The 26,060-nt window shown below is 38.8% G+C and carries 32 protein-coding genes; 26 read left to right on the top strand and 6 right to left on the bottom strand.

The features are described from left to right. The first annotated feature begins 175 nt into the window (after positions 1–175). From ACYPZI_RS11485 to ACYPZI_RS11470, 4 genes are all read left to right on the top strand, one after another. Entirely contained in the window at positions 176–2,338 is a 2,163-nt protein-coding gene (locus ACYPZI_RS11485; protein WP_459601704.1) for a TonB-dependent receptor, read from the top strand. 165 nt (positions 2,339–2,503) lie between these two features. Further along, positions 2,504–3,139, top strand: coding sequence for a hypothetical protein (locus tag ACYPZI_RS11480; protein ID WP_459601702.1), 636 nt, complete (start codon positions 2,504–2,506; stop codon positions 3,137–3,139). Between the two features lie 133 nt (positions 3,140–3,272). Beyond that, positions 3,273–3,893, top strand: a complete 621-nt coding sequence (locus ACYPZI_RS11475) for a hypothetical protein (RefSeq protein WP_459601700.1) — start codon at positions 3,273–3,275, stop codon at positions 3,891–3,893. Beyond that, positions 3,886–4,170 (top strand): winged helix-turn-helix domain-containing protein, encoded by a 285-nt coding sequence (locus ACYPZI_RS11470; RefSeq protein WP_459601698.1) that lies wholly within the window; start codon positions 3,886–3,888, stop codon positions 4,168–4,170. The genes ACYPZI_RS11475 and ACYPZI_RS11470 overlap by 8 nt, the downstream gene beginning before the upstream one ends. Before the next feature lie 7 nt (positions 4,171–4,177). Here ACYPZI_RS11470 and ACYPZI_RS11465 read toward each other — a convergent pair whose 3' ends face one another. Beyond that, positions 4,178–5,026 (bottom strand): patatin-like phospholipase family protein, encoded by an 849-nt coding sequence (locus ACYPZI_RS11465; protein ID WP_459601696.1) that lies wholly within the window; start codon positions 5,024–5,026, stop codon positions 4,178–4,180. A gap of 97 nt (positions 5,027–5,123) precedes the next feature. Then, the gene (locus ACYPZI_RS11460; RefSeq protein ID WP_459601694.1) at positions 5,124–5,507 is read right to left on the bottom strand and encodes a DUF3836 domain-containing protein; all 384 of its coding nucleotides are present in this window, start codon (positions 5,505–5,507) and stop codon (positions 5,124–5,126) included. Positions 5,508–5,912: 405 nt separating this feature from the next. Between ACYPZI_RS11460 and ACYPZI_RS11455 the strand changes: the two genes are divergently transcribed. After that, entirely contained in the window at positions 5,913–11,471 is a 5,559-nt protein-coding gene (locus ACYPZI_RS11455) for an alpha-2-macroglobulin family protein (RefSeq protein ID WP_459601692.1), read from the top strand. Positions 11,472–11,493: 22 nt separating this feature from the next. Next, complete coding sequence (locus ACYPZI_RS11450; RefSeq protein WP_459601690.1) at positions 11,494–12,138, top strand: O-methyltransferase; 645 nt, start codon at positions 11,494–11,496, stop codon at positions 12,136–12,138. 673 nt (positions 12,139–12,811) lie between these two features. Here ACYPZI_RS11450 and ACYPZI_RS11445 read toward each other — a convergent pair. Then, entirely contained in the window at positions 12,812–13,294 is a 483-nt protein-coding gene (locus ACYPZI_RS11445; protein ID WP_459601688.1) for a hypothetical protein, read from the bottom strand. Positions 13,295–13,308: 14 nt separating this feature from the next. Next, positions 13,309–13,956, bottom strand: a complete 648-nt coding sequence (locus tag ACYPZI_RS11440) for a S24 family peptidase (protein WP_459601686.1) — start codon at positions 13,954–13,956, stop codon at positions 13,309–13,311. Between the two features lie 99 nt (positions 13,957–14,055). Between ACYPZI_RS11440 and ACYPZI_RS11435 the strand changes: the two genes are divergently transcribed. From ACYPZI_RS11435 to ACYPZI_RS11340, 20 genes are all read left to right on the top strand, one after another. Then, a complete protein-coding gene (locus ACYPZI_RS11435; RefSeq protein ID WP_459601684.1) occupies positions 14,056–14,259 on the top strand; it encodes a hypothetical protein in 204 nt (67 codons plus the stop codon). Next, on the top strand, positions 14,256–14,450 hold the full coding sequence (locus tag ACYPZI_RS11430) for a hypothetical protein (RefSeq protein ID WP_459601682.1): 195 nt from the start codon (positions 14,256–14,258) through the stop codon (positions 14,448–14,450). Before ACYPZI_RS11435 ends, ACYPZI_RS11430 begins: the two co-directional genes overlap by 4 nt. A 55-nt stretch (positions 14,451–14,505) precedes the next feature. Next, positions 14,506–14,796 carry a hypothetical protein gene (locus ACYPZI_RS11425; RefSeq protein WP_459601680.1) on the top strand — a complete coding sequence of 97 codons (291 nt, stop codon included), beginning with the start codon at positions 14,506–14,508 and terminating at the stop codon, positions 14,794–14,796. Between the two features lie 73 nt (positions 14,797–14,869). Continuing rightward, positions 14,870–17,005 carry a hypothetical protein gene (locus ACYPZI_RS11420; protein ID WP_459601678.1) on the top strand — a complete coding sequence of 712 codons (2,136 nt, stop codon included), beginning with the start codon at positions 14,870–14,872 and terminating at the stop codon, positions 17,003–17,005. Between the two features lie 27 nt (positions 17,006–17,032). Further along, complete coding sequence (locus ACYPZI_RS11415; RefSeq protein WP_459601676.1) at positions 17,033–17,926, top strand: AAA family ATPase; 894 nt, start codon at positions 17,033–17,035, stop codon at positions 17,924–17,926. A 12-nt stretch (positions 17,927–17,938) separates the two neighbouring features. Further along, on the top strand, positions 17,939–18,121 hold the full coding sequence (locus tag ACYPZI_RS11410; protein ID WP_459601674.1) for a hypothetical protein: 183 nt from the start codon (positions 17,939–17,941) through the stop codon (positions 18,119–18,121). Between the two features lie 3 nt (positions 18,122–18,124). Next, the gene (locus ACYPZI_RS11405) at positions 18,125–18,787 is read left to right on the top strand and encodes a hypothetical protein (protein WP_459601672.1); all 663 of its coding nucleotides are present in this window, start codon (positions 18,125–18,127) and stop codon (positions 18,785–18,787) included. Further along, positions 18,753–19,553 (top strand): DNA cytosine methyltransferase, encoded by an 801-nt coding sequence (locus ACYPZI_RS11400; RefSeq protein ID WP_459601670.1) that lies wholly within the window; start codon positions 18,753–18,755, stop codon positions 19,551–19,553. Before ACYPZI_RS11405 ends, ACYPZI_RS11400 begins: the two co-directional genes overlap by 35 nt. Beyond that, entirely contained in the window at positions 19,528–20,280 is a 753-nt protein-coding gene (locus ACYPZI_RS11395; RefSeq protein ID WP_459601668.1) for a hypothetical protein, read from the top strand. Before ACYPZI_RS11400 ends, ACYPZI_RS11395 begins: the two co-directional genes overlap by 26 nt. 13 nt (positions 20,281–20,293) lie before the next feature. Continuing rightward, a complete protein-coding gene (locus ACYPZI_RS11390; RefSeq protein ID WP_459601666.1) occupies positions 20,294–20,788 on the top strand; it encodes a hypothetical protein in 495 nt (164 codons plus the stop codon). Positions 20,789–21,001: 213 nt separating this feature from the next. Continuing rightward, a complete protein-coding gene (locus ACYPZI_RS11385; protein WP_459601664.1) occupies positions 21,002–21,520 on the top strand; it encodes a host-nuclease inhibitor Gam family protein in 519 nt (172 codons plus the stop codon). Between the two features lie 19 nt (positions 21,521–21,539). Then, positions 21,540–21,986: a DUF4494 domain-containing protein gene (locus tag ACYPZI_RS11380; RefSeq protein WP_459601662.1), complete on the top strand. Its 447-nt coding sequence runs from the start codon at positions 21,540–21,542 to the stop codon at positions 21,984–21,986. Beyond that, the gene (locus ACYPZI_RS11375) at positions 21,983–22,147 is read left to right on the top strand and encodes a hypothetical protein (RefSeq protein WP_459601660.1); all 165 of its coding nucleotides are present in this window, start codon (positions 21,983–21,985) and stop codon (positions 22,145–22,147) included. The genes ACYPZI_RS11380 and ACYPZI_RS11375 overlap by 4 nt, the downstream gene beginning before the upstream one ends. After that, the gene (locus ACYPZI_RS11370; protein WP_459601658.1) at positions 22,125–22,583 is read left to right on the top strand and encodes a hypothetical protein; all 459 of its coding nucleotides are present in this window, start codon (positions 22,125–22,127) and stop codon (positions 22,581–22,583) included. The genes ACYPZI_RS11375 and ACYPZI_RS11370 overlap by 23 nt, the downstream gene beginning before the upstream one ends. Then, positions 22,516–23,073 carry a hypothetical protein gene (locus ACYPZI_RS11365; protein WP_459601656.1) on the top strand — a complete coding sequence of 186 codons (558 nt, stop codon included), beginning with the start codon at positions 22,516–22,518 and terminating at the stop codon, positions 23,071–23,073. The genes ACYPZI_RS11370 and ACYPZI_RS11365 overlap by 68 nt, the downstream gene beginning before the upstream one ends. Then, positions 23,070–23,312 carry a hypothetical protein gene (locus tag ACYPZI_RS11360; protein WP_459601654.1) on the top strand — a complete coding sequence of 81 codons (243 nt, stop codon included), beginning with the start codon at positions 23,070–23,072 and terminating at the stop codon, positions 23,310–23,312. Before ACYPZI_RS11365 ends, ACYPZI_RS11360 begins: the two co-directional genes overlap by 4 nt. Before the next feature lie 2 nt (positions 23,313–23,314). Next, positions 23,315–23,470 carry a hypothetical protein gene (locus ACYPZI_RS11355; RefSeq protein ID WP_459601652.1) on the top strand — a complete coding sequence of 52 codons (156 nt, stop codon included), beginning with the start codon at positions 23,315–23,317 and terminating at the stop codon, positions 23,468–23,470. Next, complete coding sequence (locus ACYPZI_RS11350; RefSeq protein WP_459601650.1) at positions 23,470–23,814, top strand: ASCH domain-containing protein; 345 nt, start codon at positions 23,470–23,472, stop codon at positions 23,812–23,814. Before ACYPZI_RS11355 ends, ACYPZI_RS11350 begins: the two co-directional genes overlap by 1 nt. Positions 23,815–23,816: 2 nt before the next feature. Further along, a complete protein-coding gene (locus tag ACYPZI_RS11345; RefSeq protein WP_459601648.1) occupies positions 23,817–24,023 on the top strand; it encodes a hypothetical protein in 207 nt (68 codons plus the stop codon). Positions 24,024–24,381: 358 nt separating this feature from the next. Continuing rightward, entirely contained in the window at positions 24,382–24,843 is a 462-nt protein-coding gene (locus ACYPZI_RS11340; RefSeq protein ID WP_459601646.1) for a hypothetical protein, read from the top strand. A 54-nt stretch (positions 24,844–24,897) separates the two neighbouring features. Here the strand turns inward: ACYPZI_RS11340 and ACYPZI_RS11335 are convergent, their stop codons facing one another. Next, a complete protein-coding gene (locus ACYPZI_RS11335) occupies positions 24,898–25,398 on the bottom strand; it encodes a hypothetical protein (protein WP_459601644.1) in 501 nt (166 codons plus the stop codon). After that, positions 25,395–25,919 carry a phage virion morphogenesis protein gene (locus ACYPZI_RS11330; RefSeq protein WP_459601642.1) on the bottom strand — a complete coding sequence of 175 codons (525 nt, stop codon included), beginning with the start codon at positions 25,917–25,919 and terminating at the stop codon, positions 25,395–25,397. Before ACYPZI_RS11330 ends, ACYPZI_RS11335 begins: the two co-directional genes overlap by 4 nt. Positions 25,920–26,060: the final 141 nt, after the last annotated feature.

The raw sequence follows: 26,060 nt of genomic DNA, 5'->3' as shown, positions 1-26,060 counted from the left end.
ATAAGCAAAACACTCTTATTATCGTAAGATAAAGAGTTTATTTCCATTTATGCTTCAAAAAATAGAACAGACATAATTTATTTTATAAAATAATTTGGTTTATATCATAAACTAATTTATATTTACGTCGTAATCTAATTATTCAAAAATAAAAAAATACTAATTCTTGCCCATTATGATACGCTTATCCGCCATCAGCCTTATCGCTCTGTTATTTCTGACAACAGGAATATTCGCCCAGATATCCCATATAAAAGGAGTAGTGCAGGATAATAAAAAAAATCCGGTTGCCTATGCCAATATCTACATCGAAGGAACAATAGACGGCGCCAGTTCGGAAGAGGATGGCTCTTTCATTCTTGAAACAACTGCAAAAGGCACAGCAACCCTGAAGGCCTCGTTTGTTGGATATAAAACTTATTCTATAACCGAAGATATTTCAAAACTGAATAATCTGACAATTATATTGAAAGACGATTTGACCAACCTGAAAGAAGTAGTCGTCAGCGCCGGTAATTACCAGCTCAAAGGAACTAACATGGAGAAAACAAATGCAGTAGAACTGGTTACAACAGCCGGATCGGAAGGCGACCTCTATAAATCTATCGCCCTGCTTCCCGGCATGCAGATAGGGGGAACAGACGGAAAGCTGCAAGTAAGAGGAGGCAGCAGCCACGAATCACAGACTTATATCGACGAAATGCATGTGATGAAGGCTTATACTTCCATGCCTGCCAATACAACGTCGAGAAGCGTGTTCTCACCTTTCATTTTTGAAACAATCAACTTTTCGATGGGAGGTTATTCGTCAGAATATTCGCAAAGTTTGTCGAGTGTACTTCCTCTCTATACCAAAGATGAAAGTACAATAACAAAGACAGGATTGAGTGTTATGAGTGCCGGTTTGGGAACGGGCGGAACTAAGGCATGGGATAAGGGATCTGCTTCTTTCGAAGTAAATTATACTAATATGGCGCCTTACAGCAAACTTCTGTTTCCATCCGAAAAACCTGAATGGGATAAATATTATCAGGGTTTGCAGGCTTCGAACCAAATACGTCTGGAACTTGGAGATAAGACTTATTTGAAAACATTTTTCTCTTACAATAAAACTACATTTAAGAAGAAAGAAACAGGGCTTTTTGATGACATTCAGCGTAAACTGGACTTTGATGAAGATAATCTGTATCTGAACTCTACTTTCAACAAAAAATTCAAATCGGGCTTCAATTATTTTGCCGGAGCGGCTTTCTCCTGGAACAGGCAGAATATAAAGAATGCAAAAATTCTAAACGATGCCTTTAAATCGGATGAAACGGAATTGCATTTGAAAACAAAAGCGAGCAAAAGATATTCATCACTCTACAAATTAGGAGTCGGAATGGAAAGCCTGATAAAAAGCTATGAAATAACTTACAAGTCGGACGATGATGTCAACCGGAAAGTAAACCACTCCATCAATGGTTTATTTGTAACCAACGATTTCAATCTGACTTACAACCTGTTATTAAACGTTTCATCACGATTGGAATATACCACGCTCGACAAATCGTGGGCTGTACTCCCACGCATAGCGCTGAACTACAACATAAAGGATATAACATTATCCGGCGCTATCGGGAAATACCAACAGACAACGAACAACGATTATCTGATATATAATAAAAATCTGGCACAAGAAAATACAACTCAATATGTGCTGAGCGCACAGAATGCCATCACACAGTTCAGAGTATTCAGAATTGAAGCATATTATAAAAAATACAATAAACTAACCACCTTACAGGAAGGAGCGTATCAATCTGACGGAAACGGTTACAGTAAAGGTATCGACTTGCTGTACAAAGACGGTATAGTAAAAGGGAAGAACCAAATGTTAGAATATATGTTGGGATATTCGTTCAACGACTCGAAGCGTAAATATTTGGATTATTCAGATAAGGTAATGCCTCCTTACCTGACAAAACACAATGCCTCGATCATACTTAAATATTCGAATCAAAAACTAAAAAGCATATTCGGCCTTACAAACCGTTTTGCCAGCGGACGTCCTTATCACGACCCTAACAAAGAAGGAATGATGAACTCAAGAACTCCGGTATACAACACTCTGGATTTCAGCTGGACCATACTGGCTCACAAAAAGCTGATTATTTACGCAAGCGCATCAAACATACTCGGACGCGAGAATATCTTCGGATACAATTATAACCCTGTACCGGATGCACAAGGAAAATATGAAAGCAAACCTGTGAAAATGTATCAGAAACAATTTTTCTTCATCGGCTTCTTTATTTCCCTCAGCGGAAAGGCAGCTTATGATGTATCTGGTTTTTAATAACTTTTATAACAAAGGTCTTGTCATCCTGAACGATAGTGAAGGATCTTCGAACAACAAATTTTTAGATGCTTCGTAACCTCAGCATGACAAAAAAGCAGACAGCAATTATTTCTTTACCTAAACTTAATCGACATTAATCATTAACTCTAAAAATATTTTATTATGAGAGCGTTTAAATTATATCTTTGTATTGCAGTGGTTACACTGTCTTTGGGATTATCGGCTCAGTCGAACCCCGTATATAAACAAGCCGTGGAAAAAGGACTGGCGACCATCGATTCGGCTAAGAGTGTTAAGGATTTATCGTCGGCGCGGAACCAGTTCGAACGTATATCCATGATGTATACCGATGAATGGCTCCCACCCTACTACATGGCTTATGCCGATATACTGTCGGTATATATGGGACAAAAGAATGAAAAGGCATTAGAGAATGCCAAAACAAATTTAGACAAGCTTAGTTCTTATGCTAAAGCCGACAAATCGGAACTGAATACCTTGTTGGGATACTACTATATGGCTTTGATAATGCTGGATCCGGCTACTAACGGCCAAAAGTATTTCAATAATGTAAACATTAGCTTTAGTAAGGCTCTGGAACAGAATCCTGACAATCCGAGAGCAGTATACCTGTCAGCATTTTTCGAGCAGAATTTACCGGAAGGTCTCCGGTCGGGAAAAGATTTTTGTGCAGAAATGAACAAAGCAAAAGAGCTTTATGCAAAAGCAGAAAAGTCTGTGGATAAACCATATTGGGGTGAATATTTCCTGAATATGATATCAGAAAAATGTAAGTAAACAATGTCAAGCAGTAGTTAAAGGAGTCAAGCAGTTAAGTAGTTATAAGCTACTTAGCAACTTAGGAGTTAAGGAAAAACCTAATTACTGACTACTAACTACTCTCTACTAATACAATATAATTCCTGAACTAATGGAAAAGAATTTTACAGAACAAGACAGCCTGAGACTGATCAATGAGATGATCAACCAGGCCAGAAATAATTTTCAGAAAGGAAGCACCAATTCCGGTATATTCTGTGGCTATGTAGTTGCTGCTACGGCTTTCGCTAACTTCATACTGATACGCACGATGGAAGATCCCAACCGATCTTTCTGGATATGGTTGACCATGATTCCGATGATGATTATATCCGGTATTATAAGCCGTAAACATCAGAGAGAATCTACCGTAAGAACTCATATTGATAAAATCGCATCTAGTATATGGAATGCCTTTGCTATATCGATCGGGATTCTATTAATCTCCACCTATGGCACAGCATATGCCATAAACTCCAGTTATCTGGGTATTCTTATCACACCTATCATCCTTACCATGATGGGGGCTGCACAATACATTACATCAGTAGCTTGCCGTTTCAAGCCATATTTATACGGATCATTCATCTCTTGGAGCGGGGCGCTGGCTTGTGTGGTTTGTTATCTACTACATGCAGGCGCTTACCAGTTTATCGTTTTAGGAATATGTGCTATCCTCGGATTGTCTATACCGGGACATATTGCAAATAAAAAAGCGGGGGAAAATGTTTAAAGATCTGGATCCATTACTGCATTCGCAACTTCGACTGGCAATAGTATCATTACTATTGTCCGTAGAGGAAGCCGATTTCGTTTTTATCCGCGAAAAGACAGGCGCAACGGCAGGAAATCTGAGTGTGCAAATAGAAAAATTAAGCGAAGCCGGATATATTGAAGTCCGAAAGTTTATTGATGGGAAAAGGCCTCGTACTGTTTGTAAGATAACATCAGCAGGAGTGGAAGCATTCGATAAATATGTAAAAGCTCTGCAAGATTATATAGGCAGGTAATTCTCTCTTATAAAGAAAATTTCATTTTTTCGATAAGCTTACCGCACTCATAGCCTTCTTCGTAGAGGGCTGTGAGTTTGTTTATATCCTTTTCTATCCTGTCTACCAGAATTGGTTTTTCGGGACGGATTACAAACACATCTCCGCTATCCTCCAGTTGTTCTATCAATTCCAGCTGCGAATTATAAAGGCTATTTCTATTGCCCAAAGCCTCGCGCATAGCCGGATACTTCCTGTAAATAAAAGACGGCACTTTAATGTCCTTGCCTTCTTTGCGGTACCCCTTATTACGAGTAAGAATCACTACGTTTTTTTTATAGCCCTGACTTTGGGCGCGTACCACCGGTATGGAGTCACAAATTCCGCCATCCAGCATCGGGATATTGTCTACATAAGTTATCGGGCACACAATAGGCAAACTGCTCGAAGCTTTCACAATATCGATTACCCTGTCCCTGTTCAATTTTTCTTCAAAATATACTGCTTTTCCCGTCAGGCAATCTGATGTTACCATTTCGAAACGGAAAGGAGAAGTAAAATAAGCCTGATAGTCGTAAGGTATAATATTGTCGGGAAACTCATGGAAAAGCAAATCGAAATCCATAATATTTCCTTTCTTGATATAGTGCTTCAAGCCGATATATTTATATTTTGCAAGAAGATCGATGTTACTGTATTTAGCCCGTCCCCGTTGTTTCGACATATACGAAAGCCCGTTGCAAGCCCCTGCCGAAACCCCGATCACATAAGGGAAAGTAATATTCTTATCCATAAAATAATCGAGAACGCCACAGGTAAATACCCCGCGCATACCACCGCCTTCAAGAACCAAACCGATATTTGTTGTATCGAGCATACTGCATTTTTTAATATCTAATTGTCCACAAATATAAAAAAAAAGCCCCGCCTGTCACAGTACGGAGCCTTTTGGTGTATGAAGAAAATAGTATGTATCAGTTGCCCGCTATCAGTAAGCTATCTTTATTTACTTCGACTTGCTTTGCCGATAGTAATTCGCCATTCCGTCCGTATTCTGTGTAAATCAGGTTAGCTGGCTTGCCTTTTTCGTTATATTCGTAAGTATATTTCTGTATAGAAACCCATCCCTTTTCGGAGTTCCACCTATAAGTTGATTTCTCTAGCATACAATCATCGACATATTCATAAATAGTCTTTTTTTCTGGCCTCAGTTCGCTATCCATAGTTATATACTCTTTTGTACAACCATTTTCTTTATGCTCTGTGTTGCTATAAATATTTGTTTTTGGATTACCGGCCACTACTGTTGACACTGCGAAAACTGCTACTAATACGGATGTTAAAATTCTTGCTTTCATGATGTATTATTTTTTATTGTTTTATAATTGTTGTTTTGAACTCCTTCTATTATTAAGACGAAAAAGATTTTTTTTAGTTACAAAATTTTTAAAATATTTTCCATAACCTACTATCATCTTATGCAATGATGTTTGCATTGCAAATATATAAATAAATATTAGTACCATGCAATACATGGTACTAATATCAAAAATGGTTATTTAATCAATTGTCTAATTATTAGATAATTAATCAAAATATTAGATGAATTATTTAACTTTAATTAACCAATAAAAGAGCAAGCATGTCCTTTTATCATGGATTTTGCACTATTTTTTAGTCCATAATATTATATATATCAGAAACATTTTATATTAAATAAAACTTATATATTTGTATATTAGCTACATAAAACCACCTTATTTATGAGAAAGTATCTATTTTTCAGCATCTTTACACTAACGGGCCTCCTTGTACTAAACTCATGTAAGAGTAAAGGCAACAAAGAAATCAATCCGGAATTTGCCAGATATATTGCCGCATTTACTTCCGGTAAGATATCATCATCGTCCGAGATTCAAATTGAGTTGACACAAGACATTCCGTCGATAGAACTTAACAAAGAAATCGATCAGGATCTCTTTAAATTCTCCCCTTCTGTCAAAGGAAAAGCCTATTGGACGAGTTCGCGTACCATCAAGTTTGTACCCGAACCCGGAGAGTTGAAACAGGGAGAGGAATACGATGTCCGGTTCAAGCTGGACAAAGTGCTTCAGGTAGATAAAGATTTCAGCGAGTTTTATTTTTTCTTCCGCATACCAGAGCAAAATTTCAATGTAAGCCTGCAACCTTACACTCAAATGAAAGACAATGATCTGGCATGGAATACCGTACAGGGGACAATAGCATTGGCCGACGACGCAACGCCCGAAAATCTGCAAAAGATGCTATCTCTTTCGGGTGGAGGTAAAGCTAAAGACGCTAAAATTAAAGTAGTACCCACTGAAACAAAAGGACGCTACAGCCTTGTTATAGACAGTGTTTACCGGGATAAATCAGAAACAGAATATACCCTGCACGTAGATGGGTCGGCGATAAACGCCAAAAGAAACGACGATATTAAATTCACGATACCTGCTATCAATGACTTCAAAGTGGTCGACGTAGACATGGAATATATCCCTCAGGAATGTATCCGCGTTACGTTTAGCGATCCGTTATCTCTAAATCAGAATATACTGGGACTTATTAAACCGGGAAATATCGAAAGCTATTCATTCGATAATCAAAAAAATGTACTCCGGATATATCTGGATAAAACCACTCGTGGAACAAGTACAAACCTGCAAATATTCAAAGAGCTGAAAAACTTTGAAAATCGTCCGCTCAAAGAAGACTATACATTCAGCGTAAACTTTGAGAAAAACAAACCTGAAGTTAAAATCACTAATTCAGGTAATATCCTGCCCAACTCACAACACCTGACCGTTCCCTTCGAAGCCGTAAACCTGTGGGCGGTAGACGTAAAGGTCGTTAAAATATACGAGAACAATATTCTGGGATATTTACAAGCTAATGATTTTGGTGAAAGCAGCGAGCTTAAACGTTTTGGAAGACTTATTCTCAAGAAACGCATACGCTTGGACGAAGATCCGACTATTAAGCTTGACGAATGGAATACATTCTCACTCGATCTGGCAACACTGATCAAGCAAGATCCGGGATCGGTGTATCGCATCGAGTTTACAATGAAAAAAGAATACTCGCTCTATCCTTGCGCCGGTGCTGTACCCCAAATACCACAAGGCGCCGACTTAGAACGATTCGACAATAAAGTATCCGATGAAGATATGACCCAGTGGGACACACCGGGATATTATTATTCTGACGAGTGGGATTGGGACGATTACGACTGGCAGGAACGCAACAATCCATGCGACGCTTCTTTCTATATGAATAAGTCGTCCTATTGTGTCGTACTGGCTTCCAATATCGGTATGACAGCCAAGCTCGGCTCTGAAAAGAAAATATTCCTTGCTCTCACCGATATACTAACCACCAAACCAATATCGGGTGCGACAGTCGATGTATATAACTATCAGATGCAGCGTATCGGCAGTGGGAAAACCGATGGTGACGGTTTTGCAGACATCGAATACAAAGGCGGTGTACCATTCGCCGTAATAGCAACGAACGGTAAGGAAAAAGGGTATCTGAAAGTCACATCCAACTTGTCTTTATCTCTGAGCAACTTTGATGTAAGCGGAAAAGAAATAGAAAAAGGACTGAAAGGATATATCTATGGCGAGCGTGGCGTGTGGCGCCCGGGCGATTCCATTTTTGTAACGTTCATACTCGAAGATAAAAACCAAACTCTTCCGAAAGGCCATCCTGTATCACTCGAACTATACAATCCTCGTGGGCAGATGGCTCAACACCATGTTTCCACATCGGGTAAAGACGGATTCTACGCTTTCCGCATGGCGACCGATCCAAGTGCAATAACAGGAAATTGGCAGGCACGGGTGAAGATAGGCGGCGTAACATTCTCCAAGACATTGAAGATAGAAACGGTTAAACCAAACCGCCTGAAGGTACGCCTCGATGCAGGTGAAATGATAGACGCAGGCTCAGGTTCATTCACCGCGGGGCTGTCTTCCCAATGGCTGCACGGCGCTCCGGCAAGCAATCTGAAAGCCAAAGTGGAAATGACTTTGAGCAGGGCATCCACCCCATTCAGTGGATACGAAAAATACACGTTCAATAACCCCGCGTCTAATTTCGCATCCGATACCTATACCGTATTCGACGGAAGCCTCGATGCTTCGGGTAACTCGACTGTAAGAGCTAACCTGCCTCAGGCGGCAAGCGCGCCGGGAATGCTTCGCGCTAATATTGTATCGCGGGTATTCGAATCGGGAGGTGATGCCAGCATTTATTCGCAAACAGCGGCCTATTCTCCGTTCCCTGCTTATGTCGGTGTAAAGTATCCGACAGAAAATGATTACAGCTGGCTGGAAACAGACAAGGATAATATACTCGACATTGTGACGCTTACACCTCAGGGCAAACCTATAAACCGTTCGAACCTGAGTGTGAAGATATATAAGATCAGTTGGCGATGGTGGTGGAACTCGAATGATAACCTCTCTTCCTATATAAACAATACATCCACAAAGGTCATATTGGATCAGACCATATCCACATCGGGTGGAAAAGGCACTGTAAAATTCCGTGTCGATTATCCTGATTGGGGACGCTATCTGGTAATGGTAAAAGATGAACAAGGAGGACACATCACGGGTAAAATACTTTATGTAGACTGGCCTTCATGGCGTGGACGCTCAGAGAAAGACGATCCTAGCGGATTGACTATGCTTTCGTTCACTACCGATAAGCAATCATATAAAGTAGGTGAAACCGTTACCGTTATCCTGCCGAAAAGCTCGGAAGGAAGAACACTTGTTTCCATCGAAGACGGTTCGCGCATTATCGCGAAAGAATGGGTGAAAACCAGCGCTAAAGAAGATACTAAATACACATTCAAGGTGAAAGAAGACATGGCTCCGAACTTCTATATATTTGCAAGCCAGCTTCAACCGCATGCTCAGACAGACAATGATCTGCCTATCCGAATGTATGGCGTATTGAATGCAAATGTAGAGAATCCGGATACAAAACTAACCCCTGTTATAAAAATGCCGGATGAACTCCGTCCTGAAAAAGAATTTAGCGTAGCCATTTCTGAAAAAGACAAAAAAGAAATGACTTATACACTAGCTATTGTTGACGAAGGGCTTCTCGACCTGACAGCATTTAAAACACCGGATGCATGGACAGATTTTTATGCCCGTCAGGCATTAGGCGTTCGCACATGGGATATGTTCGACATGGTAGTAGGAGCCGAAACAGGAAAACTTGGACCATTATTAAGCATCGGAGGCGACGAAGCCCTGAAACCTGCGAACAGCGCTATGAGCCGCTTCAAACCGGTGGTAAAATATATAGGGCCGTTCACTTTGGGTGCAGGCAAAACAGACAACCATAAGATTACACTCCCATCCTATTTCGGATCGGTACGCGTGATGGTTGTTGCCGGAAGTAAAAAGGGAGCATACGGAAATGCTGAAAAGACTGTTCCTGTACGAAATCCGTTGATGATATTGTCTACCTTGCCACGTGTTGCAGGGCCTGACGAAGAAATACTTCTTCCTGTCAATGTTTTTGCGATGGATAAGAAAGTGAAGAATGTAAACCTAACCGTACAATCCAACGGCTTATTCCAATTTACTGACGGTACTTCCAAATCGGTAGCATTTACCGAAATCGGAGACAAGATGGTTTACTTCAAAGTAAAAGTGGGTAAGAAAACCGGATACGAAAAAGTAGTCATCAAAGCCAGCGGTGGCGGAGAATCGGCTACTGAAACCATCGATATAGAAGTACGAAACCCAAATCCTCCGGTACTGATGACCTCAGAAGCATTTGTTTCACCAAACGATACGTCACATCTAAGCCTGACATTCGATGACATAAAAGACGGAGACTGGGCTAAATTGGAAATTTCACGTATGCCGGGCGTAGACCTCAGCAAGAATCTGGAATATCTGCGCTACTATCCTCACGGATGTACCGAGCAGGTAACTTCAAGAGGATTCCCTCTACTCTATGTCGAGAACTTCTGTCCATTTACCGACAAAGAAAAAGAAAGGATGGGCGAGATAGTGAAACAAGCTATACAAATGATTTCTTCACGTCAACTTGGCGACGGAGGTATCGCTTACTGGCCGGGCGACCGCTATCCGAACGAATGGGCCACCAGCTACGCGGGACATTTCCTCGTAGAAGCCAAGCGCGCGGGATGGGACGTTCCTACATCGGTACTGAACAAGTGGAAACAATTCCAGAAAAAGACAGCACAGACATGGAACCGTACCAATATTTATAGTTCATATTACAGCTATTCGATGTACGACTTGCAGCAAGCATACCGTCTGTACACGCTCGCTCTGGCCGAAGAACCGGAACTGGGAGCAATGAACCGTTTGAAAGAGATGGCAGGATTGGATGTACAGGCACGTTGGAGACTGGCTGCGGCTTATGCGGTAGCAGGAAAGAAAGACGCCGCGATACAGCTGACAAATAATGCAAATGACGTGGTAGATAACTATTCGTTCAATAATAATACATTCGGAAGCCCGGCTCGCGATATGGCGATGATTATGGAAACATATCTATTGTTAGGCAAAACCGAGAAAGCGTTGAAACTATCGTTTAAAGTATCCGAAGCTCTTAGCGACAGCTATGTTTCTACGCAGACTGCCGCGTTCGGGCTATACGCGATGTCGAAACTTGCTAAAGCAATGGGCAAAGGAGTAATTTCCTTCGACTGGTCGCTGAACGATACGCCTCAAAAAGCCAATAATTCGGGTGACGTATTCCAAGAGATACAACTGAAACCACAGGATAAAGTCAATATTACCCTGAAGAATAAAGGGCAAGGTGATATATATGTCCGCCTGTTGGGACGCACACAACCGTTGGTGGACAATACTCCGGCCGTCAACAACGGGGTACATCTGTATGTACGCTATGTAGACGAAAACGGTAAAGAGATGGATGTAACTTCTCTGAAACAGGGAACCGAGTTCTACGCAAATGTTATAGCACAGAACGTATCGGGTCAGTATCTGACCGATATGGCACTGAACCAGATATTTGCTTCGGGATGGGAGATTTTCAATCAACGATTGTTTAACGAAACAGATACCAGCACAGCCGGTTCGTATAACTATCAGGATATACGCGACGACAGGGTTTATACCTATTTCAATATAGGCACAGGTTATTCGATGTCGTTCCGCATCAGGTTGCAAGCTGCCTATTGTGGTAAATTCTATTTACCTGCCGTTGCCTGCGAAGCCATGTACGAACCGGGCGAACAAAGCCGGACAACCGGAAAATGGGTAGAAGTAAAACAATAATATAATTTTCAAATTAATAATAATGTCATTAGATAAAGACCAAGACATAGAGAATTATATTCTTTCTCACATCGACGCCGAAGGGGAACTTCTGCGACAACTGAACCGGGATGCGCATGTAAACCTCCTGAAACCCCGTATGCTTTCGGGACACTTGCAGGGTAAAATGCTGAAAATGTTCTGCCGGATGGTACAACCGAAATATATCTTGGAAATAGGCACTTATACAGCTTACGCCACCCTTTGTATGGCCGAAGGGGCGGCAGATGACGCGGAAATACATACCATAGAAGTAAATGACGAACTCGAAGATTTTATCCTCAGGTATCTTCATAAGACAAAGTTGAAAGACAAAATACATTTGCATATCGGCGACGCGGAAAAAATTATCCCCTCTCTGGATTGTACATTCGACCTCGTTTTTATCGATGCTAATAAGCGACATTATATCGAATATTACGAACTCATATTTGATAAAGTCCGCCCGGGTGGGTTGATCATAGCAGATAATACATTGTGGGACGGCCATGTCCTGGAAACGCCGAAACCGTCCGACAAGCAAACTATCGGTATACAAAAATTCAACGAAATGATTGCCAAAGATGACCGGGTGGAAAAAGTTATCCTGCCTGTAAGGGACGGATTGACGTTGATCTGGAAGAAGTAGAAGCCGAGCAAGACACGGACTAGAAGTCCGCGTCAGCAGGGGGAGATTGAACCTGAATAATTGTTTTTTTTGTTTTAGAAAATATAAAATTGTAATATTATTAGGGTATAAAGAATAAAAGGCGCAAAATTTTCCGCACACAAAATGATCTTAAATCGTTTATTCATAAGGGTTTTGATGATATTTGCGCACATTTCTGTTTAAAAATGAATTGTACATTTTATGTGGATTGCATGGTGACTGCAATATGAAAAGGGGTGCTATTATGCACCTTTTTTGTAGACCACCCTACAAATATAGCCGAAAACGGCTGAAACTACGCTAAAATAGGCATTTAATTACTATTTAAACCGGATGTAAAAGTCATTTAAAGTGCATTCAATGGCTTCTGCTTCATAGCCAATTTATGTCTAAAATAGCCTGAAAAAGTATCAAAAAACAGCACAGACGGACACACTGGTGGACAACAGGTGGACAAAAAGCGAGATAAAAACACATATAGATTAAACCAATAATGACTATAAATGCAGTCAAAAGCCAATGTTTTACTTTAAGTTTTAACCTATAATCTAACATATACACCTAAATTATATTTGCACATATAGCTGTTATTTAGGCGATTATGTATAAATAAACAAAAGAACTATATTAAAAATGTATGTGTGCGTTCGTTTTAGTTGTTTTGGTTCACATCCCATCGGTGAATGGCTAAAGAATTTGTTTCAGGTACATATTTGTATGTGACCGATCCCATTATTTCCTTTTCCACTCCAAAATCATTTTTAGCATTACACTTAAATGGAACATACATCCAACCTGAATCAGCTTCAACCACATTAGGTGCATTATTATATATCGTTGGTGACCAAATAAATGAAACCGTTTTTGGATTGCGTAATTCTTTTTTTATGGCTTCACGCACAGCATGTTCGGCTTCTGTTGCATTAACAAATGATTTGCTTTCAATGGCTTTTATAAGAAAGTCACTCCTTTCTTCATAGGTCATGGAAGACCACTGTTGTGAAAAATCTATATTAGTTGATTCAACAGGAGATTTCACCCACGAAACCAATTTAACGGCTATATAAATAGCAAATATCACAACAATGACACCAACAGCAATGCTGCATCCTTTAGGTAATTTTTTCTTTTCCATATAATTGAATTGTATTAATATCTGCGTACCAGTCCAATCACTAATGCTATATTATAGACTTCTGTTTTGTGTATTTTGAAATCTTTGAATAATTCTGAATTTTCGGATTTACACAATATATATTCACCATCATCATAAATGCGCTTTACAACAATACCCTGAACTGTATCTAATACATGGCAACACCCCCACTGAATGAATGTTGTGTTCTTAACGTATAAACATGCCAGTTCATCACCTGAATGGTATTCAGGAAACATGCTGTCACCACGTGCAAATATGGTGAAATCATACCGTGCAAACGCTTTTATAACTGGCAATTGTTCACAATCATCAATAGTAATGCCATCAGCAGCAGTGAGTGATCCTGCTGCTGCATCCATTGGAATGCGTGGGCGTGTTTCTTCTTTATATTCTTTTTTTTCTATTTCTAAAGGCAATATATGTGCATTATCTTCTGATTTTAGCATTTCACTATCATCATAGAAAAACCAATCAAGGTTCAAATCATGATAATTATCAATGACTATTTTCAATTTATCTACTCCCAAACTACTCCCTTTATCCAAAAAGCCAACTGAAAAGCCTGTTTTTGTATAAAATTGATTCTTACTAATTCCTTTATATTCAAGATACTTAATAAGTTTTTCTTTATCTGTCATGATTTTTATCTTGATTTATTTGTTTTTCATTGATAATTATCAATATCTTTGTTGCAAAGATTAAAGCAAAGATAGAATATAAACCAAATAGTTTTAAACATGGAAACAAAAACTTTCACAAGTGAAGAAATTAAAGATTTAAAAATTGATGCTATTGCACGGAAATATAAGTGTTCGAACACCTATGTGCGTGAAGTAATGAAAGGTGATAAGGAGCGAAATACCGAATTGTCGCAAAAAATCATGAAAGATGCAATTGACATGTATGATATTCTACAACGTGAAACACTTATTGAAGCATGACAACAACACAATTGAAGTTTGGTGATGTGTACAAATACACTGACCAAAACAAGACAGTAACAGCAATTTATTGGGGCATGACTGATGACAACTACATGTTCATTCCGTGTCATCCGGTGAAAAAACATTTCAATGGCAGTCCATGCACATTGACCGAAAATGAAGTACAAAAGCATATAAGTGCTAATTGATTATAAACCATTTAATAACAAAAGATTATGAAAAAAAGAAGAAACGATCACAGGAATGGCAACTGAATTATTTAACATGGTTGCAGAAGGAAAAAACAAGAATAATGCAATGATTATTCTTTCAGTATTTGACACAGAAGATGATGAAAAACAAAGCAGTATCACTGCTGCATGTGGAACTGTGACACGTATGGCAACAATCCTGTCTTTCGCAATGATGAAAGATGAACACCTAAAAGAAGCTGTAATGATGGCAGCAGGTTTAAACGAAATAATTGGTGGTGAATCACCATCATCATCTTTTCCACGTGGATTGGCTGCACTACTTGGTGCAATGGGTAAATAACTAAACAGACAGCTTAGAAAGATAAGCAACAGGGTGTGAAATAGACTGGTTGTCTTAGGGGTTGATCTCCCTATTGGGGTTTCTCGCAAAGAAATTAACTGATGCAGGTTCGAATCCTGACACATCCACAAAAAGCAAAAATGAAGTTATGAAAAAAGAAAGTCCATATGAATATCACAATAACGTTTTAGGCGTTCAGGGGCGTTTTTTATTCGCTGGTGATAAAAGATATGAAGCACATGAAGATAGTTTGTGCCTAATGACTTATAGTGGATTTGTAAAACGGATTGATCGTGGACAGATCACACGTATCCGATTGCAAGCACCAGGAACACCAATGCTGGTTTCTTTTGATTCATTGCCATTGAAATGGCAGGAAGCAATTGTTGCCATTTGGGGCAAAGCACCGAAATTGACACAGCAGACATTGTTTGAAAAGCATTATGTGCGTGACATGGCTGCATTTGACTTTTATACTCGTTTTAAATTTGATGATCATACCAGTTTAGACCGTGCAAAGATTGATGAATACACAATCAATGCTTCTGTGTTGAATACCATTGGAACTGTTTATGAAATGCGCTACAAAATACGCAAAGAATTGCGTGGACGTGTGAATGACATTTGGTCAACCATCATCAATGAATCAAACCTATTCAAACAAGAAACCGGACACACTTTGCCGGAAAATGAACGCAGATTGCGTGAAAAATACAACGACTACAAGAAAAACGGATATAAATGCCTAATACACAAAGGATATAGAAAAGCCAATGCGCTGAAAGTGGATGACAGGCACATTGAATTGCTCAATTATATGTTTGCCGGAATAGATCACAAACCTACTTATGCAGAAGTTGCACAGACTTATGATGGTTTTGTTTCCGGTTATGTTGAAGTGATCAATGAAGAAACTAGTGAAATATATGATCCAAAAGAGTTCAGCAGATTGAGTGTGGCAACTGTTTGGAATCATTTATCAAAATGGGAAAATAAGATTGGAACATTCCTGGCACGTAGTGGTGACAGACAAAAATACATGGCTTTGTTCAAACCTTATCACCGACTATTGCAACCAAAATTTGCCAGTTCAATCATTTCTATTGATGACAGACAGCCAGTGTTTGAATATCTGCCTGGAACACGTATGTGGTTCTATAATGGCATTGATTTGGGATCAGAAGCGTTCACATGCTGGGTTTGGGGCAAAGACAAAGCAGGTATCATCACAGAGTTTTACAGACAGATGGTGCGCAATTATGCACAATGGAATTTACCGTTGCCAGCAGAACTGGAAGGTGAATTGAACTTAAATGCCAGCTTCAAAGATACATTCCTGAAAGAAGGCAACATGTTCCAATATGTGCGTATAGAAGCAAACAACGCACGTGGAAAGCGTATTGAGCAATATTACAGACCTTTGAGATACCAATATGAAAAGAAGCGTGAAGGCTGGTTGGCACGTCCGTTTGCGATAAGTGAAGCAAACCAGGCACGCACCGACAAAAAAACACTAATTCCTTATGATGAAATAGTACAGGGATGTTTGCACGACATTCAGACCTGGAACAATACAGAACACAGCAAAATCAAAGGCATGAGCCGTTGGGATGTGTTCCTGGCAATGCAAAATCCAAATTTAAGACCTATCAACTATCATGGCATCCTTCCATATTTAGGAATGAAGGAATCATCATCTGTGAATGCCGGAATAATGAATTTCAGACGTTCAAAATTCCTTTTGGGATTGGATGGTGTGATCTGCACAGGTGACAAACTTATCAATATGATGATGCAAGTTGAAGGACGTGATGTGGACATTTACTGGTTGGATGACAATTTTGGTGAAGTGCTGAAAGCACACATCTACATTGGTGATCAATTCATCTGTGAAGCTATTGAACAACCAGGCTACAACCGTGCAAGGATTGAGCAAACCAAAGAAGATATGATCAACCGTGAATTGATGTCGAAATACACAAACACAATTGACAGTTTTGGACGCAGACAAAAGAACGGATTGGAAAAGATCACAATGATTGACAACCGACCTGTGACCATCAACAACAACTTTCAGATTCCAGGATTGAACAACTATGTGCCATCAACAGAACCTGCCAAAGTGCTGGCAAATGTGGATGGTGAAGATGATGTGATTATAAATGCAAATCAATCATCATTTAAACGGTCTTTAATTGATAGATTTTAATAATAAACAAATAAAAATAAGATAGTTATGGAAATTACAAACCTATTCAAAGATGCAGTTGTGAAGGAATTATTGGCACAACGTGACAATTTCGGTGGATCGGATGCACAGTTTGCACGGTCAATGGACATCAACCCTTCTGTTTTCAGCAGATTGCAAAAAGGTGAACGTGAAAAACTATTGTCAAACAGTGATTGGTTGCGTTTAGGACGTGAATTGCGTGTGTCGTTGAGTGATCGTAAATGGAATCCGGTGGAAACTGATGTTTTCATGCAGATACGTGAAGAGGTGTTGTTCTGCAAACAGCATTCAAAAAGCAGAATATTTGTGGACAATTGTGGTATTGGCAAAACATTCACATTGAAATACTTATCAAAGACAGTGAAAAACTGCTTTTATGTGGATTGCACCCAATGCAAAACTAAAAATGAACTGATCAAAGCGTTGGCACGTGCTGTTGGTGTGGAACTGAAAGGAAAGATTTATGAGATCAAAGAAAACACCAAATATTATTTGTCATTGCTGGATGAACCAGTGGTGGAACTGGATGAAGCTGGTGCATTGGAAAAGGATGCACTTGGATTGGTTCAGGAATATTGGAATGCAACAGAAGGTTTTTGTGGATGGTACATGGTAGGTGCTAATGCTTTACGCAATAAGATTGCCAAAGGTGTGAGCAAAGACAAAGATTATTTTGCTGAACTGTTTTCACGCTTTTCTGAAAATTTCAGTTCCATTGTTCCAACTGAAAAATATGAAAAATATTCCTTCTATGAAAAATTGATTCGTGATGTGCTTTCTGCAAACATCACCGACAAAATACAATTGAACACACTGGTGAAGAAATCATTGGTTGACATCAACGGTTCGATTTCAGGACTTAGACGTGCAGAATCCTTATTGATATTACATAACGCATAAAAACATTGAATTATGGCATGGTACGCAGTTGATTTGGATGGTTCTGAATGCAGGTATGAATATAAACCTATCAGGACAACAGATATATGGTTGCTTGATGATGTTGGCAATATTGATGCTTTGCCAGCAGGAACAATCAAGAAATTGACCGGAAAAAATTTGACATGGGATGATGAACCAATTGAAGTGATTTGATATATGGCACGCAGTAAAACAACTAAAAATGTATTTGACAAACGGAAAGGAAAGCCAGTTGAATTGCTGCCTTCTGCATTGAAAGATGCCATTGGCAATGCTACAATCAAAGGTTGTTGGATTGTGTATGGTGCAGAAAAGAATGGCAAATCATGGTTCACTTTGAAAATGGTGAAGGAACTGGCACGCTTTGAACGTGTCCACTACATATCAGCAGAAGAGGGATTGGAAGATAGTTTTCAGGCTGCAATGAAACGTGCAGGCATCACCACTGCTGATGATATACTATGGGATGAATATATGCCAATGTTCAGTGATGATCCAAATGTGGATGACAAAGATGATCCGGAATGTATTGTTGGAAAATTCAGCAAACAACGCAGTGCAAATATTATCGTGATCGACAATCTGACAATGTATGCAGACGAAATGAAGCCATCAGAGATCAAAAAAAGGTTGACAAAGGCATTGCCTAACAAACTGATCATTTTTGTGGCACACGAAGAAAGAAAAGAACCAGCACCTGCATTGGCAAAGCACGCAAAGAAGATGGCACACACAATTTTCCACATAGTTGGATTGAAGGCAATTGTGACATCACGTTTTGGCGGTGGTGGTGAATTGGTTATTGATGAAGAAAAATGTGAAATATATCATGGTGGATGATTTAACGCACGGAAGTTTATTTTCCGGCATTGGTGGTTTTGAACTTGGTGCAGAAATGGCAGGTATTGAAACAATATGGAATTGTGAATATGAGGACCATAAAAGAGAAACATTGAAAAGGCATTTTCCAAACTCAATTCAATATAAGGATGTGAAACAAATGATACATCCAACTTATGTGGACATTATTTCTGGTGGGTTTCCATGTCAAGATATATCAATTGCAAATAATTCAAACAAAGAACTTTATGAAAGTGGAAATTATGGAATCAAAGGTGAAAGAAGTGGACTATGGGTTGAAATGGTGCGAATTTGTAGGGAAGTTAGACCTAAACACATCATTTTTGAAAACAGCCCAATGCTCCTTTCTCGTGGACTTGAATACGTCTTATGCGACCTTTCCAAAATCGGGTATGTGTGTGAATGGCAATGTTTACAGGCTTCGCAATTTGGGTATAACCACAAAAGAGAACGAATTTATGGCATTGCCTACACCATCGAAAAGCGATGCGTTAATCGTACTTCAATCTTTAGACAGTTACATAAAGTATTATCAAAACGGGCATCAGGACAAAACGCTGTATCAATGCCAACTCAACGGTATGACAGCAGAACAATCAATGAATCTATACGAATGGATGATGGGTTTTCCGAACAATTGGACAAAACGAGAATAGAAGATTGTGGAAATGCAGTGATTCCAGAAATAGCGAATTATTTATTTGAATGTATAAAAATGTATGAAAACAATACAAATAGAAGATAAAACAATTGCTGTTTGGTTCAGTTGTGGTGCTGCATCTGCTGTTGCTGCAAAATTGATCATTGATAAATATAAAGAATCAAACACTATTCTGTTGGTGAATAATCCTATCAAGGAAGAACACCATGATAATTTGAGATTCAAAGATGACATTCAAAATTGGTTGGATCATCCAATAATTGAAGCCAAAAACAAAGATTTTCCAAATGCTTCAATTGTAGAAGTTTTTGACAAACGAAAATACATGTCTGGCAATGAAGGTGCATGTTGCACTATGTTATTGAAGAAAGAAGCCAGGTATCAATTTGAATTGCAAAATGAAATTGATTTTCATGTTTTAGGCTTTACGCATGACGAATTAAACAGGCATATCAAATTCACCACACGTGAACGTTCAAATGTCATTCCTGCTTTGATTGATGGTAAATACACCAAACAGGATTGCTTTAATGTGCTTATAAATGAAGGAATAGAAGTGCCTTTGACCTATCGTTTAGGTCTGCCAAACGCAAACTGTCTTGGTTGTGTAAAAGCAACCAGCCCTACATATTGGAATTTGATTAGAAAGTTAGTGCCAGAAGTATATGAAGAAAGGGCATCACAAAGCAGATGTATTGGTTGCAAGCTGGTAAGACGTAAAGGACAAAGAATATTTCTGGATGAATTAAAACCAACAGACAAAGGTGGTAAGCTAAAAAGCTATGAATGTTCCATCTTTTGTGACATGTAAAACAAAAATAATTATGAAAACAACTAAACCAAAATATAATCCGCACAAATGGTTTTTCGGATATGTCAGCACACTGGCAGACTTTGACAGGAAGTATGAAAAAGTGATTCGTGCTGGTATTGTTAGCGAATACACGGATGGTGCAACAGATAGTCTGTCAGATATGTATTTGAATCACAATTGGCAATACATCCAGATGAAGAAGGCTTTGATGAATGAAAAAGTGGATGCACTGGACAAAGCACGCAAACGTGTGATTGCCGTGTTGTTCTCTTATCTACAATTCAACAAACGAAAAGCAACCATGCAATATGTGAAGGCGGTTGCATGCAACGCAGCACAGGTGGATCACTTCAATAATATTCCATTAAAGAAACTGAAATCTTTATACCGGATTTTCGGTGAAAAGAAAAACAAAGAAGCAAATGAATGGGTGAATCAGGTATTATCAAATATAACATTAGATGAAGAAACAATTGACAATCAGAGAGGTGGAACAACAGATTGATCAGTGTGAAAGGTTGCTTTCAGTTCCACAAAGCATGGCAACCTGGTCAAAGATTGTAAATATTTACAATGCACTGAAAATCAAATATTGTCAGATGAAAGGTGAAAGCCCAATTGTGACATACGGACAGACAGATCATATCATTTAAGGTCACAGACCTTTTTATGTAGCGTTTAAAATCAATTTCAATACTAATTAAATACAGTTTAAATCATGGCAAAGAAAAGAGTGACAGTAAAAACAGGTATCACAGAAAGTGAATTTCAGGAAGCGTTGGCGGTTTACGCATCATCTGATGCAGGCATCTGCAAAATCAATGCAGACCTGGATGTGAAGATCACAGACCTAAGAAAGAAAGTTGAAGATCAGTTGACTGATCTGACTGGCAAACGTGATGAAGCATTGGAAACCATCAAAAACTATTCTGTTGAAAACAAAGACCAGTTATTCAGCAAAAAGAAAAGCATGGAAACATCACATGGAACAATTGGTTTCCGTACTGGAACACCAAAACTGGATAAACTGAAAGGTTTTACATGGAATGCGGTGACAAATATGTTGAAGGAATTTTTGCCAGCGTATGTGCGCACCGTTGATGAACCAGCCAAAGACAAATTGTTGGCAGATCGTGACAAAGAAGATGTTGCAACCCTTTTCACTAAAGTTGGTGTGTGCGTGAAGCAGGATGAAACATTTTTCATTGAGTTGAAAAAAGAAAGTGTTGAAGTATAACCCTATAAAATTGAAGATTATGCACAATTGGTTTGAAGTAAAAGCCACGTATGAAAAGACGTTGGAAAATGGAATGCAAAAGAAAGTGACTGAATCCTATTTGCTGGATGCACTTTCATTCACAGAAGCAGAAGCACGTGCAATTGAAGAATTGAAACCATATATCAGTGGTGAATTTACGATTGCAGCAGTTGGAAGAAAGAAAATATCTGAATTGTTTTTCAATGACAATGGTGATCGTTTCTTCATGGCAAAGGTTGCTTTCACCACACTGGATGAAAAATCAGGATCAGAAAAGATCACAAAGGTTCAGATGTTGGCACAGGCTGGTGATATTGATGAAGCACTGGCAGTGGTCAGAAAAGGAATGGAAGGCACAATGGCTGACTGGTATTTCATATCTGTTTCAGAAACAGCAATCATGGATGTGTTCCCATATTCAGCAGAAGGAAAGGAAGGTGAATGATGGGAAATGCAGAAATAATTGTGTCCAAAATAATTAGTGATTTAAGAGGACGTAAAGGCATCGGTGATGAATTTGACCAAATTGATGCAGATATTCAGGAAGAAATCACACAAACGTGGATTGATATTGTAGAATCTGATGGACAGACAGCAAGCAATTAACATCCTGAGCAACCCAAAATCAACAAAGGCAACGTTAAAACATGCGCTGTCCTTTGCTTTGGGTGTGGAATATGAACCGGACACAAAAGAAAAGCAGCAAACGGTGTTCAATCGTTGTCAGCAGATATTTTGTGACTACTATACTAAGGAAACTGGATTTACTTATGTATTCAAAGGCAAAGAAGGAAGGGCATTGAAGGAACTGATTGATAAATTATCACACATGATCAGTTTTCCTACTGATGACAATGTGGTGGATTCATTCACAGTGTTGATCCAAAATCTGCCGGACTGGTACAAACAAAATCAATTCAGCCTGCCTGTGATCAATAACAAGTTAAACGAAATTATTGCAAGTATCAACAAAAATGGAAAAGGAAAACAACAATCAGGAATTAGCCAAAGTTACAAAGATAGAATCCGTAACGGTTTATGATCCTGAAAAACTGAACCGGAAACTGGTGACAGTGAAAACAGTGAATGATGCGTTGAAGATAGCACATGACTATCCATCCAAATTTCCATCACTGGCAAAGATACGGACACACTATGGATCAGAAGCAACAGAACGGATCATCAAACTGTACCTGATTGAATTGACTGAACTGGTGAACCTGAAACGTCCGTTGACTGAAAAGCAAATTGACACCATTGCAATGGAAGTTGTTGCCAAACATTTTGCCATGACTATTGCAGATGTTCATGTGATCTTCAAAAAAGCTGTCAATGGTGAATTTGGTGATTTTTATGAATCCTTAGACGTTCCAAAGGTGATGAAGTGGTTTGACCTGTATTTTGATGAACGGTGCGAAATAGGCGCACAGGACAGCATCAACAGTCAGTTTTATGACAAAGGTGGAAACATGACATCAGAACGGATGACAACGCATTTTGATAACCTGCAAAAACAAATGGCAAAGAAATGAGTGATCGAAAATATACACTGTTTATAGAACCAAAGTTATTTGAACCAAAGGATGCAGAACATTTCAAGTTCACTGGCATGGATTGTCCATCATGTGACAATGGATATATCAAAGTGTTTGAAGATCATTTGCAGATAGCACCAGCCGAAACAGAAAAATGCCAGCGTTGCAATGGAACTGGAAAACTTATGGCAGATGTCGTGATCAGGTGGAAACCTGATGAACCTAAAATTGAATAAAGATGGAAGAAAAAATATTATTGACTTGCATTTTCTGTGATGAAGAAAAAGAAGATGTTGGATATAGAATTGATCCTTATGGATATAAATTAAATGATGATGATAGCACCTATCCAATATGTGATGATTGTGCCTATGATCGAGCAATGGATGTGTGATGGATGAACTGAACTTCAATCATAATTGGAACGGAAAGTTGAATTGTGATTTCTTCACCACCATCCGGTTGTGGAATGAACGGAAATATTTTGTCGGTGCAAAATTCAAAATGTACCTGAAAAAGAAATACAAATGTGATGTTGAAGTGGTGGGTGTGAAAAAAGTATTTATCAATCAGATCAATGATTGGATGGCATGGATGGACACCGGATATTCAGCCAAAACCACACAGGATTTGTTGCGTGACATGTACAAAAACAAACCGTTGATCAATTGGGAATCACAGTCACTGGCTTATGTGATGATTAAGAAAATAAAGAATAATGAACCTAAATTGTTTTGAAGATGAATGGAGTTTTGAATTTAGTCGAAAAACAAAAGTTGTTCAATGATTTTATGGATTTGCTTACCAGTATAGGAAAATTGACACCTGCTGAACAAATCAGAGAAACATTAAAAGTTGAACAATATTTGGCTGATATATATAAAAAAGGATATGATGCAGGATTTGAAGTTGGAAAAGAAAATGCTATCGACATCCTAAAAAAGTAAAAGCCATCAAGTCCGGAAACTATCAGGCTTTTGTAACTGGTTACTACAAAGGTAAACATAAATTTTCGGACTTATGGCAGTTAATGTGAACGTTTTGAATAGAGCAAAGAGAGTGAAAAAGATTGTTGATGAAAAAGTTGAACCAGGCAACCAGCAGAAGTGTCAATTGCAAGCGTATAGAAACCATATTTATCCTGAATTTTACATCAGTGAAAGAACATTTTGGCGTTATATGAAACTGGCAAATGGTGACATCTGTGATGGTCAACTTTGTTTTAATTTTTAGATAAAATGAAAGTTCCTTTGGTCATTCAAGGGAACTTTTGTTATTTTACATCAGATTATAAATAAACCGATTATGAAAAAAACTTTACTATTCTTATTTCTGACAGTCTTTGCACTGTCTTTCAATTCATGCAGTGATGATGATGACAATGGTGGTGGATCAGATGGAAACAAAATTGAAGTTTCAGCAGAAATGCAATACAAGTCCGGTGAAAACTATCTTCCTGATGCTGGCAGTCAAATATATCATTTCAAAGACTTTTCAGACTATGTGAATTATAACTATGTAGGCAAAGGAGTGTTTGAACACAAAACTGAAAATAAAAAGGTTACATATACCACCAAAGGTGTTGCCGGATCAGATGGCATTGCAAAAATGGAAATTGGCGGTGGTCAACGTTGTCTTATTGTTTGGGAAAGTGGCAACATAGAAGGCAAATATGGACAAAATGTTTATGATGTTATAAAGGATCAGCAGCCAATTAAGATTTCACAAATATACTTTTCCGAAACATCACAACCTTCCTATAAATAAATACCATTTAAACGATATTTAAAAGCCACCGGAAAAAGGTGGCTTTTGTCGTTTCTATACTTTTGCGACACTGACAGTCACCAATGGTCTGACAGGTGTGGTCACTGGCACAGGAACACAGGTTTCATCCGTGAACCCTATGGTGTAATATAATTCTGTTTGATAACAACCATCTTCACGCTTTGCCCTTCGCATTTGGGTGCGCATAGGTAGTCCATAACCTTCCTGCAAAAAGTTTTGACCGTGAACGGCTTTGTTTACGTCCTCTATCAGTTGCCAAATCTTTTTGGCATTCTCTTTTTGATTGTCCGGTGCTTTTTGGCTACTGTTGGATAGTTTGAGGTCGAATAACCGGATCACCACTGTGACCACACCACGTTGGATGAAATTGCCATCATTTGTGTAACCAGCAGACTGAACATCAATCAATGCACACGGATATTTCACCGGATGTTCACGCCAAAAATCCATTTGCCCCCAATCCTGATCCACATATTTCAATGCTGGCACTTTCTGCACCAACCTGTCCTGAATGTTTTGAACCATCTGTTTCATCTGATCATATCATTTAATTGTTTATCAATAAACGGTTTCAGATCGTTTGCCATCCAATCATCAGCCGTGTTTTTAATTGTAGTGTGAACCTGTGGATGATCACCAATAAATTGGCGTTTTTCAATCACAATGACTGATCCAACCTTTTTCAGTGCCATTGCCTTCCAAAACAATGCTTCTGCATTCAGGTTCTTATTATTTCCACCTGTTGCCATCCGGTATTTGTACCAAAAGAATCCACGCATTTTTTGTGTCACTGTGATTTTTCCACCACTGTTTTGGATGTCTGCATAAGGCAATGAAGATGTCCATGTGATTGTGTTGCCATTCAGTTGTGAAGGAAACATTGATTCTCGCAATGCACCAGTGCGCATCAGCAGTGATCCAATAGTGTTATGTTTGGCAGCTTTCCACGCTATGTTGAAAAATGCTTTTCGTTCAAAATTGCGGTCAAACTCATCATCCAATTCAATTTTGATGTCTTTTAAAAGCAGGTTAAAAAGTTGCTGAAATCCTTGCATATTTTATTATTTAGTACCTTTCCTCTAAAAAACTAAGCCCCCCCTTATCTTTATGGGCTTCTTAGAGGTGTCATCCCTGTATTTTGACATAAAATCTCCTGTCCGCTCCTATCCGAAAGAGCAGAATGTCGTCATTTATAT

It is taken from the genome of Dysgonomonas reticulitermitis, assembly GCF_054601275.1.
Note: the sequence above shows the minus strand (reverse complement) of the source record. Positions and strands in the feature narration are given on the sequence as shown.

What these genes read in the sequence shown, in the direction of transcription:
- ACYPZI_RS11485 (WP_459601704.1), top strand. Translation starts at nt 176, where the DNA reads ATGATACGCTTATCCGCCATCAGCCTTATCGCTCTGTTATTTCTGACA.
- ACYPZI_RS11480 (WP_459601702.1), top strand. Translation starts at nt 2,504, where the DNA reads ATGAGAGCGTTTAAATTATATCTTTGTATTGCAGTGGTTACACTGTCT.
- ACYPZI_RS11475 (WP_459601700.1), top strand. Translation starts at nt 3,273, where the DNA reads ATGGAAAAGAATTTTACAGAACAAGACAGCCTGAGACTGATCAATGAG.
- ACYPZI_RS11470 (WP_459601698.1), top strand. Translation starts at nt 3,886, where the DNA reads ATGTTTAAAGATCTGGATCCATTACTGCATTCGCAACTTCGACTGGCA.
- ACYPZI_RS11465 (WP_459601696.1), bottom strand. Translation starts at nt 5,026, where the DNA reads ATGCTCGATACAACAAATATCGGTTTGGTTCTTGAAGGCGGTGGTATG.
- ACYPZI_RS11460 (WP_459601694.1), bottom strand. Translation starts at nt 5,507, where the DNA reads ATGAAAGCAAGAATTTTAACATCCGTATTAGTAGCAGTTTTCGCAGTG.
- ACYPZI_RS11455 (WP_459601692.1), top strand. Translation starts at nt 5,913, where the DNA reads ATGAGAAAGTATCTATTTTTCAGCATCTTTACACTAACGGGCCTCCTT.
- ACYPZI_RS11450 (WP_459601690.1), top strand. Translation starts at nt 11,494, where the DNA reads ATGTCATTAGATAAAGACCAAGACATAGAGAATTATATTCTTTCTCAC.
- ACYPZI_RS11445 (WP_459601688.1), bottom strand. Translation starts at nt 13,294, where the DNA reads ATGGAAAAGAAAAAATTACCTAAAGGATGCAGCATTGCTGTTGGTGTC.
- ACYPZI_RS11440 (WP_459601686.1), bottom strand. Translation starts at nt 13,956, where the DNA reads ATGACAGATAAAGAAAAACTTATTAAGTATCTTGAATATAAAGGAATT.
- ACYPZI_RS11435 (WP_459601684.1), top strand. Translation starts at nt 14,056, where the DNA reads ATGGAAACAAAAACTTTCACAAGTGAAGAAATTAAAGATTTAAAAATT.
- ACYPZI_RS11430 (WP_459601682.1), top strand. Translation starts at nt 14,256, where the DNA reads ATGACAACAACACAATTGAAGTTTGGTGATGTGTACAAATACACTGAC.
- ACYPZI_RS11425 (WP_459601680.1), top strand. Translation starts at nt 14,506, where the DNA reads ATGGCAACTGAATTATTTAACATGGTTGCAGAAGGAAAAAACAAGAAT.
- ACYPZI_RS11415 (WP_459601676.1), top strand. Translation starts at nt 17,033, where the DNA reads ATGGAAATTACAAACCTATTCAAAGATGCAGTTGTGAAGGAATTATTG.
- ACYPZI_RS11410 (WP_459601674.1), top strand. Translation starts at nt 17,939, where the DNA reads ATGGCATGGTACGCAGTTGATTTGGATGGTTCTGAATGCAGGTATGAA.
- ACYPZI_RS11405 (WP_459601672.1), top strand. Translation starts at nt 18,125, where the DNA reads ATGGCACGCAGTAAAACAACTAAAAATGTATTTGACAAACGGAAAGGA.
- ACYPZI_RS11400 (WP_459601670.1), top strand. Translation starts at nt 18,753, where the DNA reads ATGAAGAAAAATGTGAAATATATCATGGTGGATGATTTAACGCACGGA.
- ACYPZI_RS11395 (WP_459601668.1), top strand. Translation starts at nt 19,528, where the DNA reads ATGAAAACAATACAAATAGAAGATAAAACAATTGCTGTTTGGTTCAGT.
- ACYPZI_RS11390 (WP_459601666.1), top strand. Translation starts at nt 20,294, where the DNA reads ATGAAAACAACTAAACCAAAATATAATCCGCACAAATGGTTTTTCGGA.
- ACYPZI_RS11385 (WP_459601664.1), top strand. Translation starts at nt 21,002, where the DNA reads ATGGCAAAGAAAAGAGTGACAGTAAAAACAGGTATCACAGAAAGTGAA.
- ACYPZI_RS11380 (WP_459601662.1), top strand. Translation starts at nt 21,540, where the DNA reads ATGCACAATTGGTTTGAAGTAAAAGCCACGTATGAAAAGACGTTGGAA.
- ACYPZI_RS11375 (WP_459601660.1), top strand. Translation starts at nt 21,983, where the DNA reads ATGATGGGAAATGCAGAAATAATTGTGTCCAAAATAATTAGTGATTTA.
- ACYPZI_RS11370 (WP_459601658.1), top strand. Translation starts at nt 22,125, where the DNA reads ATGGACAGACAGCAAGCAATTAACATCCTGAGCAACCCAAAATCAACA.
- ACYPZI_RS11365 (WP_459601656.1), top strand. Translation starts at nt 22,516, where the DNA reads ATGGAAAAGGAAAACAACAATCAGGAATTAGCCAAAGTTACAAAGATA.
- ACYPZI_RS11360 (WP_459601654.1), top strand. Translation starts at nt 23,070, where the DNA reads ATGAGTGATCGAAAATATACACTGTTTATAGAACCAAAGTTATTTGAA.
- ACYPZI_RS11355 (WP_459601652.1), top strand. Translation starts at nt 23,315, where the DNA reads ATGGAAGAAAAAATATTATTGACTTGCATTTTCTGTGATGAAGAAAAA.
- ACYPZI_RS11350 (WP_459601650.1), top strand. Translation starts at nt 23,470, where the DNA reads ATGGATGAACTGAACTTCAATCATAATTGGAACGGAAAGTTGAATTGT.
- ACYPZI_RS11345 (WP_459601648.1), top strand. Translation starts at nt 23,817, where the DNA reads ATGAATGGAGTTTTGAATTTAGTCGAAAAACAAAAGTTGTTCAATGAT.
- ACYPZI_RS11340 (WP_459601646.1), top strand. Translation starts at nt 24,382, where the DNA reads ATGAAAAAAACTTTACTATTCTTATTTCTGACAGTCTTTGCACTGTCT.
- ACYPZI_RS11335 (WP_459601644.1), bottom strand. Translation starts at nt 25,398, where the DNA reads ATGAAACAGATGGTTCAAAACATTCAGGACAGGTTGGTGCAGAAAGTG.
- ACYPZI_RS11330 (WP_459601642.1), bottom strand. Translation starts at nt 25,919, where the DNA reads ATGCAAGGATTTCAGCAACTTTTTAACCTGCTTTTAAAAGACATCAAA.